Annotated in this window: 7 protein-coding genes; 1 reads left to right on the top strand and 6 read right to left on the bottom strand. The window is 31.2% G+C overall.

Annotation, left to right across the window (positions count from 1 at the left end):
• Positions 1–269 precede the first annotated feature (269 nt).
• The 3 genes from JJE11_RS08655 to JJE11_RS08645 form a co-directional block, all read right to left on the bottom strand.
• Positions 270–1,103, bottom strand: a complete 834-nt coding sequence (locus JJE11_RS08655) for a deoxyribonuclease IV (RefSeq protein ID WP_291634597.1) — start codon at positions 1,101–1,103, stop codon at positions 270–272.
• Between the two features lie 333 nt (positions 1,104–1,436).
• A complete protein-coding gene (locus JJE11_RS08650; protein WP_291634595.1) occupies positions 1,437–2,513 on the bottom strand; it encodes an aminopeptidase P family protein in 1,077 nt (358 codons plus the stop codon).
• A gap of 254 nt (positions 2,514–2,767) precedes the next feature.
• Positions 2,768–3,148 carry a DUF6465 family protein gene (locus JJE11_RS08645; protein WP_291634593.1) on the bottom strand — a complete coding sequence of 127 codons (381 nt, stop codon included), beginning with the start codon at positions 3,146–3,148 and terminating at the stop codon, positions 2,768–2,770.
• 501 nt (positions 3,149–3,649) lie between these two features.
• On the opposite strand from JJE11_RS08645, the gene JJE11_RS08640 reads away from it, so the two are divergent.
• Positions 3,650–3,871 (top strand): ground-like protein, encoded by a 222-nt coding sequence (locus JJE11_RS08640; protein WP_291634592.1) that lies wholly within the window; start codon positions 3,650–3,652, stop codon positions 3,869–3,871.
• 50 nt (positions 3,872–3,921) lie between these two features.
• On the opposite strand, the gene JJE11_RS08635 is transcribed toward JJE11_RS08640, so the two are convergent.
• From JJE11_RS08635 to recQ, 3 genes are all read right to left on the bottom strand, one after another.
• Complete coding sequence (locus tag JJE11_RS08635) at positions 3,922–5,538, bottom strand: ATP-binding cassette domain-containing protein (RefSeq protein WP_291634590.1); 1,617 nt, start codon at positions 5,536–5,538, stop codon at positions 3,922–3,924.
• Between the two features lie 84 nt (positions 5,539–5,622).
• Positions 5,623–6,810, bottom strand: coding sequence for a DEAD/DEAH box helicase (locus JJE11_RS08630; RefSeq protein WP_291634588.1), 1,188 nt, complete (start codon positions 6,808–6,810; stop codon positions 5,623–5,625).
• Positions 6,811–6,845: 35 nt separating this feature from the next.
• Positions 6,846–9,020 carry a DNA helicase RecQ gene (gene recQ / locus JJE11_RS08625; protein ID WP_291634586.1) on the bottom strand — a complete coding sequence of 725 codons (2,175 nt, stop codon included), beginning with the start codon at positions 9,018–9,020 and terminating at the stop codon, positions 6,846–6,848.
• Positions 9,021–9,495: the final 475 nt, after the last annotated feature.

Below are 9,495 nucleotides of genomic sequence, written 5' to 3'. Positions count from 1 at the left end.
TTCTTTTAAATAAATCTTCATTATTTTCATTAGAAAACATATTAATGAGTAATTAACTTTTAACTTGCTGTGCCACTCGTTCGTGACGACAAGGAGTATTCTATCATATAAATAAGATCACAATTTCACAACATGGGCATTCTAACAAGATTATCTTCATATTCCTACATATAGGTTTAAATAATTCGATATTTCGCATTCAGATACGCATGGCTAAGTATTTTCACAACTGTGATTGTATACTGACTTGTTATTACTTTGAATGTGCCTTACTCTACATATGCTTCCCTTAATATCTTAATTTCCTTTGCATGACCAGCTAATTCATTTGGAGTTTCTAAATAAAATGACAAGTGACGTAATTTGGGGTGATTAATAATTCTAGTAATTGCTTCAAGTCCAATAGAACCTTCCCCAATTGTTTCATGGCGATCTTTATGACTTTCAAATGGATTTTTACTATCATTTAAGTGAATAGCATATAACTTATCAAGACCAATAATTCTATCAAATTCATCTATGACTCCATCTAAGTTATTAACGATATCATAACCAGCATCATAAATGTGACAAGTATCAAGACATACACCCACTTTGCCTGAAAGAATAATTCCATCAAGAATTTGTTTTAACTCTTCAAATGTTCGGCCTATTTCTGTTCCCTTACCAGCCATTGTTTCAAGAAGTACAGTGGTAGTTTGTTCTGGTTTTAGTAGATTGTTAAGCATATTTATAATGTATTCTATGCCTACCTGCACGCCTTGTTTTACATGACTACCCGGATGAATGTTATAAAAACTATTTGGGAAATATTCCATTCTATTTAAATCATCTTCCATAATCATAGCCGCAAATTCTCTAGTTTTTGCATCAGCAGAGCAAGCATTTAGAGTGTAAGGCGCATGTGCTAGTATTGTAGCAAAGTTGTTTTCTTTTAATAATTCTAATAGTGCTTCTACGTCATTTGGATCAATTTCTTTTGCTTTACTGCCTCTAGGATTACGGGTAAAAAACTGAAATGTATTTGCATCTATGCTAAGAGCATCTTGTCCCATAGCCTTATAACCTTTTGCTACTGATAAATGACAACCTATATTTAACATAATTGTTCCTCCAATAAAAATAATTTTTATACCAAGCTTTCTTTGCACACGAATCTTTTTTAAAATTAGTTTGTTTTGTGACCACTTAATAAATTCGATTTTTTTGTCCTAATATCCTCCTAATAAAAGATTAAAAACTTTGAACAATTAATTATTAGTTTATCCTAAACTGTATAAAAATAAATATTGGGTATATTTATTAGTTTTTATTGTATCAATAGTTATGGTCTATAATGAGTTTAAGTAAATAAAAGAGCATTGATAATTTTAAAATTTATCAATGCTCTTTTATTTACTTATAAAATTCACACTTATTTAAAGTTCACTGTTATTTTATTTTACAATAATTAAGTCTTTTGTATAATGATTTAATACTTCACAACCATCCTGCGTAACTATTACTAAATCTTCTATACGAACACCAACATCACCTGGCATGTAAATACCTGGTTCTATCGAAAAACACATTCCTACTTCGACTTTATTAGTATTACTAGAAGAAACATCACCAAACTCATGGTCTTCAAGTCCTATTGAATGTCCTAATCTATGAGTAAAATACTTTCCATAACCCTTTTGCGTAATATAGTCTCTTGCTGCGGCATCAATGTCGCAGAATCTAACTCCTGGTTTAACTTTCTCAATACCTCTTTTGTTAGCTTCTCTAACTATGTCGTAAACTTCTCTACTGTGCTCTGATACACTTTTATAAAAAACAGTTCTTGTAGAATCTGAGCAATATGAGTCTTTTATACAACCAATATCAATAACTACACTGTCGCCTTCTTTAACGGTTGAGTTATCCATTACATGGTGAGGATCCGCTGCATTAGCACCATAACCTACGATTGGATCAAAAGATTGCCCCTGCGCTCCTATTTCCTCCCATATATCATCAAGTATCTTTCCCATTTTCTTTTCAGTATATTTTTCAGGAATAAGTTTAATCATCTTATCAATAGCAATATCATTAATCTTTGAGGATGCTCTCAAAAATTCCTTTTCTTTTTCATCCTTTGAACTTCTTACTTTGTCAATAATTTTAGAACCATTAACAAATGTACTTCCCCCTTTTAATTCCATTAATCTTAATAAGAAATGAGCAGGCCAGTTTTTATCTATACCCATTGGCTTATCTTTATCGATATGTCTTGAAAGAATTTCTACTGGTTTTTCAGTATCGCTATACCTTACCATTTCTACTCCCAGATCCTCACTTATAGGGAATAACTCATTTACAAATAACTTGTTATGTCCATTCGTGTTAATATACAGTGCAAGCATTCTCTCTCCAGATAAAATCCATTTACCAGTAAGATAGAAAATGGCATTTGAATCAGAAACGATCATCTGAGGTATTTTCTTCGCTTTCATAGTCTTTAAAACTTTGTTAAGTCTCTCCTGCAACATTAAAAATCCCTCCTAAAATATTATGATTTTATTTTGATTCTCTGCACTTGGACGGAACTATAAACTATTATTTTTCAGCCTTCTTGCAATGTTTTTGCAATAGTCTATATATTGTGTTATTTCAATAATATTATATCATAGAAATAAAACAATATACAAACTCATTCTTTAGTAAATGCTTCTTTTTAAATTTCATCACAATCTAAATAAACAAAAAAAAGGCCTCGAGCCTCTTTAATTTTTGTGGAATTATGTTAGGATAATTTCAAGTCCATTTTGATTTCTCCATTTACCATGCAGTAGGCAATATTTTCTTCAACCTTTATATATACATCTAAAGTTTTTAGTTCTGTAATTTTATGAGATTTTACCCATTCTTCATAAACTTTTTCTAGTATTGTTTGTTTTGAAATCTCTTTCCCCTGATATTGAACGTAAAAGCCAACATCAATTTTCTTAGCTATCGATCTCTTAGCCACTGTCTTTTTTGCAGAAGTAGCCGCTTTATTAGCCTTTGATTTTACATTTTTAGCAATACCCTTCACCGTATTAATAGTCTTATCTACTTTTTCTTTTGCAACATCAGAAACTATTGTTATAGCCTCTTCAGTTGATTTATTATCATCTTCATTCATATCATTTACCCCCATTTACAATTTTTTTTATACTTCTTACATATATTCGACGTTTCTTGATGAAACCCTTTTTTTAGGAGATTGCTACAAGTATCTGGTCCTTAACTACAATAATATATTTATAATTATAAAATCTATAATATCACATATTATAATAAAATGCTGTTATTTGTTATTGTATACATATTTATACTAACATTTACTCTTTAATCTTTCATTTTTTTGTATAAAGAGTATATTATATGCTAATCTATTTTATTTTAAACTTCACTGAAACTCTTTATTCACACTTAAAGAAACTCAGAATATATTAAAGTACAGCTACAACTTTTTTTATTTAACGATTTATACAAAGAAGCTCCCCGCCTTAATGTGGTGATATTTATACAAAAGAACTCCATTACTTAAGTTTAAGTATAGGATTTTTATTAAAGTAACTAAGTCACTTTAATAAATTCTTAAACTTTTACTTATTCATCTGAAAATAAGGAGGGTATTTATATGAGTCATAGACATAATAATTGTTGTTGTAATAATAGTTGTAGTTGTAAACCAGCTAATTGCTGTAAACCTACTTGTGGCTGTGGAAATAGTTGTGGAAATAACTGTGGAAACAACTGTGGAACTGGCATCGGTGGTGGCAGTGGAATTTGGTTAATTCTTTTACTACTAGGCTTTGGTGGAATTGGTGGCCGAGGTTGCGGCGGCGGTGGCTTATTTTAGTTAATTAAAAAAAGCACTTCTAATAAAATTATTGTTAGAAGTGCTTTTCTTTATTTGTACATAAGTTCTAATTGTTTTTGGATTTCATCATTTTCTACAAATTCATCATAAGACATTTGTTTGTCTATTATTCCTTTAGGTGTAATTTCTATAATTCTATTTGCAACTGTATCAACTAATTGATGGTCATGTGATGCAAACAAAATAGTTCCAGTATAGCTTTTTAATCCATTGTTTAATGCAGTTATAGACTCTAAGTCTAAATGATTAGTTGGCTCATCTAAAATTAATACATTAGCGTTACTAAGCATCATTCTAGAAAGCATACATCTAACCTTTTCCCCACCAGAAAGCACACTAGATTGTTTAAGAGCTTCTTCTCCTGAGAAAAGCATTTTACCTAAAAAACCTCTAACAAAGCTTTCTGCCTTTTCCTCTGAAAATTGACGAAGCCAATCAACTAAACTGCAATCTACATTATTAAAATATTCTGTGTTGTCTTTTGGTAAATAAGCTTGAGTTGTAGTTACTCCCCATTTAAACTCCCCAGAATCTTGCTCCATCTCACCCATTAATATCTTATATAGGGTAGTTTTTGCTATTTCATCTATGCCAGTAAACGCAATTTTATCTCCCTTATTAACTATAAATGTTATATCATCAAGAATTTTAACTCCATTCAAAGTTTTACACAAATTTTCAACTGTTAATAAATCATTTCCAGCTTCTCTTTCTGGATTAAAACCAAGAAAAGGATATTTACGAGAAGAAGGTTTTATATCATCTAATGTCAATTTGTCTAATTGCTTTTTACGAGAAGTAGCTTGTTTTGCTTTGGAAGCATTAGAACTAAATCTAGCAATAAAGCTTTGTAAATCAGCAATTTTTTCTTCTTTTTTCTTGTTTTGATCTTTGGCGAGTTGAAAAGCTAATTGACTAGACTCATACCAGAAATCATAGTTTCCAACAAATAATTGAATTTTACTAAAGTCTATATCTGCAATATGAGTACATATTTTATTTAAAAAATGTCTATCATGAGAAACAACTATAACAGTACTGTCAAAGTTCATCAAAAAGTTTTCAAGCCAATTTTTAGATTTAATATCTAAGCCATTTGTAGGCTCATCCAGAAGTAATATATCTGGCTTTCCAAAAAGTGTTTGAGCTAAAAGTACCTTTACCTTTTCTGCTCCTGTTAGTTCCTTCATTGTTTTGCTTTGTAGCTCATCATTGATACCAAGTCCCATTAGAAGTGTTGATGCTTGGGATTCAGCTTCCCATCCATTAAGTTCTGCAAATTCTCCTTCTAGTACTGATGCTTTAATTCCATCTTCATCAGTAAAATCTGATTTTGCATATAATTCATCTTTTTGTCTCTTTATTTCATAAAGCTTTACATGACCCATCATTACTGTTTCTATAACTTCATTTTCATCAAATTCAAAATGATCCTGCTTTAAAACTGCAAGTCTCTGCGTTGCTGGAATGATAACTTCTCCTGTATTAGGTTCAATTTCACCTGATAATATTTTAAGAAAAGTTGATTTACCAGAACCATTAGCACCAATTAATCCATAACAATTACCTGGTATAAATTTTATATTAACATTGTCAAATAACTTACGTGCACCATATCTTAAGCTTATATTGTTTGTACTAATCATATCTTTATAAATACCTCCATACATTAAGTAGTCCCATTCTTGTCGAAACTACTGAACCATTATATCACAAATAAGGATAGTAGGCTAATGAAATTTAGAATTATGTTCCAAAGCTTTAGTTTTATATGTATTTTTCGGAGCGATAATTCTTCCCATGTATATATCTTTTGGCAGAATTTCTATATTAAAATCTTTCTCATAATTTTTAATAAGATCCAGTTCTCTCTCTTCTACAATAGATAGTGCGAGTCCATGCTGACCCATTCTTGCTGTTCTACCCACTCTATGTAAATAATCTTTAGAGTTCTCTGGTATATCAAGGTTAAAAATATGTGTTACTCCTTCTATATCAAGTCCTCTAGCTGCTAAATCAGAAGCTACTAAAAGTTGGATTTTACCTGTGTTGAAATCCTCAATAGCTTTCTTTCTATTTTCTTTTTCAGAGGACCCATGAATTCCCTCTACTTTTAATCCATGATAGCTAAGTTTTGAAGTTGTAATTTCTACCTCATCACTTTTGTTTATAAATATTATAGCTTTCTCAGGCTTAGTCGCACTTACAAGTTTCCTTAAAAGAAGTAGTTTATCTCGCCTTTCGACTAGGAAATACATATGCTCTATGTTAGGGTTTACCACACTTTTATCCCCCACTTTAATAACCTCTGCATCCTTCATTAGTGTTTTAGCAATTTCTACTACTTTAAGTGACACTGTAGCTGAAAACAGCATAATTTGTCTATCCCTAAGAGTAGTTTTTATTATAGACTTTACCCCCTCTATGTTATCTTCATCTATCATTCTATCGCCTTCATCTATTACTATAGTCTTAACAAAATGTGATTTTAGTTTCTTCATAGTTATAAGTTCTAAAATTCTTCCTGCAGATCCAACTACTATATGTGGTTTTTCCTTAAGAGACTCTAGTTGCCTTTTGATGTTGACATTACCTATTATGCTAGTAGATTTCACATTGCTGTTTGAGTTCTCGGATAACAATTCTACTTGCTTATGTATTTGCATTGCAAGCTCATGAGTAGGCGCAAGTATAATTGCTTGAATATCCTTTGATGCAGTGTCAATTTTTTGAAATATAGGTAAAAGGTATGCTAGTGTTTTACCAGTACCTGTTTCTGATTCTCCTATGACGTCTTTACCAGCCATTCCTAATGGTATAGCCTTTTCTTGAATTTCTGTAGGACTTTCTATGCCCTGTTTCTTCAATCCCTCTATGAGATTTTCCTGTAATCCTAGTTCATTAAATAATTTTTCCATATTTTCTCCTTTTTTCTAAGAAATCTTAGTGTTCACTAAGAAATCTTAGTGCTCGCGTATTTAAATATTGTTGCTTTTATAGCTAAATAATCTATTTCTTCTGGTAATGCATCTTTAATAGGTCTGAGCTTTGAAGCTCCAATTTTTTCTATAACCTCAATAATTAGTGCCTCATGATGCTTTGGAATAAAATCATCTAAATTAACATCAAACCCCTCAGAAACACACTTAAATATATGTTCTTGCACAGTTAAGCTTTTAAGCTTTCTCTCGTTAATTATTTCCTCTATGCTTTTACCCTCTTTATACATATTATATGTAATAACATAGCTAGGCACCTTATCTCCATTTTTAGAAGCTTTTCCAAGTGCACATTCATTTATATCTTTCTCATCATCTTCCTCATTATATAGTATATCTTCCGTAACTTCTATATTGTTTTCTCCCATATATTTTTTTATAACCTGAATAAATTCCTCTCCATATTTATTAAGCTTAGACTCTCCTACTCCTTTGATACTTAACAACTCTTTATTATTCACTGGGAAATATTCGCTCATTTCCCTTAGGGCACTATCTGCAAAAACAATATAAGGTGGAACTTTTTCCCTCTCTGAAATTTCTTTTCGTAAGCTACGCAATATTTCAAATAACCCAGTATCGCGAGCTACCTTAGCTCTCTTTTTCTCAACCTTCTGATATACTTTTTCTTCATTTTTTAAAACCGACACAGCCTTTTCTTTTAAACGCACCACTGGGAATTTGCCATCTGCAAGTGATAGATACTCTTCTGCAGTAAGTACATTTATAATGTCTTTTATCTCTTTAACAGTATATTGCTTTATTATTCCATATGTGGATAGTTTATCAAATCCAAGGTCCAAAACTTTTTTATTTTTTGATCCACGGAGTACATCTGCAATTAATGAAGTCCCAAATCTTTCCTTCATCCGAAGTATGCAAGAAAATATTTTTTGTGCCTCAATAGTTATATCTACTAGTTCACTTTCATCATTGCAAGTACTGCAATTCCCACATTTATCTTGAACATTTTCTTCCCCAAAATATTCTAAAATAAACTGTCTTAAACATCTAGTGGTGTGCGAATAATCCACCATAGCTTGTAGTTTCTTATATTCATTTACCTTTCTTTGAGGTGATACAGTGCTTTGCTCAACAAAGAATTTTTGAAGCAGCACATCTGCCGCTGAAAATAACAATACACATTCACTCGGCTCTCCATCTCGGCCCGCGCGACCTGCCTCTTGATAATACGCTTCCATACTCTTTGTCAAATTATAATGAATTACATATCTAACGTTCGATTTATCTATTCCCATTCCAAAAGCATTTGTAGCTATAATAATGTTGATATCATCATACAAAAACTTTTCTTGGTTTTGTTTTCGCTCTTCGTCTCCAAGCCCCGCATGGTATTTGCCTACACTATATCCCTTTTTATGCAAAAGTTCATAAAGATTATTCGTTTCCTTCCTTGTAGCGGTGTAAATTATCCCTACTTTATCTTTATTATCTTGAATGTATTTCAATACAAAATCTCTTTTATTTTCTCCACGAATAACAGTAAAACTTAAATTTTCTCTATTAAATCCAGTTACATAAACATCTGGCTCTCTTAATTTTAATAACTTTATAACGTCAAGCCTTACAGACTCAGTTGCCGTAGCAGTAAATGCTGCTATAATTGGTCTAACCGGTAGTTTTGTTATCAAACTTGAAATTGCCGAATAACTAGGTCTAAAATCATGTCCCCATTGAGATACACAATGAGCCTCATCCACTGCTAGAAGCGATATTGTTAATCTATTTAGCATGCTACAAAAAAAATCAGATTCTAGCCTTTCAGGGGCAACATATAGAAGCTTAAACTCCCCACAAGCTACTTTATCAATTCTGTCATTAACTTCATTAATACTTAATGAGCTATTTATATACGTTGCCGCTATCCCTACACTATTTAAAGTATCAACTTGATCCTTCATTAAGGATATAAGTGGTGATATTACGAGAGTTACTCCCGGCAGCATTAGAGCAGGTATCTGATAACATACTGATTTTCCTGCACCCGTAGGCATTACAGCAAAAGTATCACGTCCACTCATGATACTGTCAATTACATTCTCTTGTCCTTTTCTAAAAGTATCATATCCATAATACTTCTTTAATTTTTCTTGTGCTTCAAGCAACATACATTTCTCCCTCTAATACGTATTAATTTCTTATAATAGTATAACATTATTTTTTAAAATTTGTTCCTTAATGGTTACAAACTTTGTATTTGTTTTAAATGCACAATCCTAAAAATATTTAACCACAGTGATTTAAACAAAATAGTATTATTATTTATTTTCGTCAACTTTATAATATTTAAAACATAGTATACCGTTAATTTTCACCCTTTAATGCATAAGAAAATAAATAACTCCATAAAAAAAGCATATATTACGTAAACTACAGTTATCGTAATATATACTTTTCGCCTCTGACTTATCATTTATTTTCTTGTATCTTTCCTTCTACTATTTTATTTTTGAGTGAAAGATCATTAAAATCATTTGCCATTATTACATCATTAGAAATTGTATATAACATATCGTTTATATATAGTATTCTTTGAATGTGCCTATCATAACTATCTATATTAACGTCTCCCGGTGATAAGTG

Source organism: Clostridium sp., from assembly GCF_016650095.1.
GTDB lineage: Bacteria > Bacillota > Clostridia > Clostridiales > Clostridiaceae > Clostridium_AD.
The sequence above is the reverse complement of the archived record's forward strand: the minus strand, read 5'-3'. Positions and strand labels throughout refer to the sequence as shown.

Excerpts from the sequence above, each read along its gene's own strand:
- JJE11_RS08655 (WP_291634597.1), bottom strand. The coding sequence starts at position 1,103 with ATGTTAAATATAGGTTGTCATTTATCAGTAGCAAAAGGTTATAAGGCT.
- JJE11_RS08650 (WP_291634595.1), bottom strand. The coding sequence starts at position 2,513 with ATGTTGCAGGAGAGACTTAACAAAGTTTTAAAGACTATGAAAGCGAAG.
- JJE11_RS08645 (WP_291634593.1), bottom strand. The coding sequence starts at position 3,148 with ATGAATGAAGATGATAATAAATCAACTGAAGAGGCTATAACAATAGTT.
- JJE11_RS08640 (WP_291634592.1), top strand. The coding sequence starts at position 3,650 with ATGAGTCATAGACATAATAATTGTTGTTGTAATAATAGTTGTAGTTGT.
- JJE11_RS08635 (WP_291634590.1), bottom strand. The coding sequence starts at position 5,538 with ATGATTAGTACAAACAATATAAGCTTAAGATATGGTGCACGTAAGTTA.
- JJE11_RS08630 (WP_291634588.1), bottom strand. The coding sequence starts at position 6,810 with ATGGAAAAATTATTTAATGAACTAGGATTACAGGAAAATCTCATAGAG.
- recQ (WP_291634586.1), bottom strand. The coding sequence starts at position 9,020 with ATGTTGCTTGAAGCACAAGAAAAATTAAAGAAGTATTATGGATATGAT.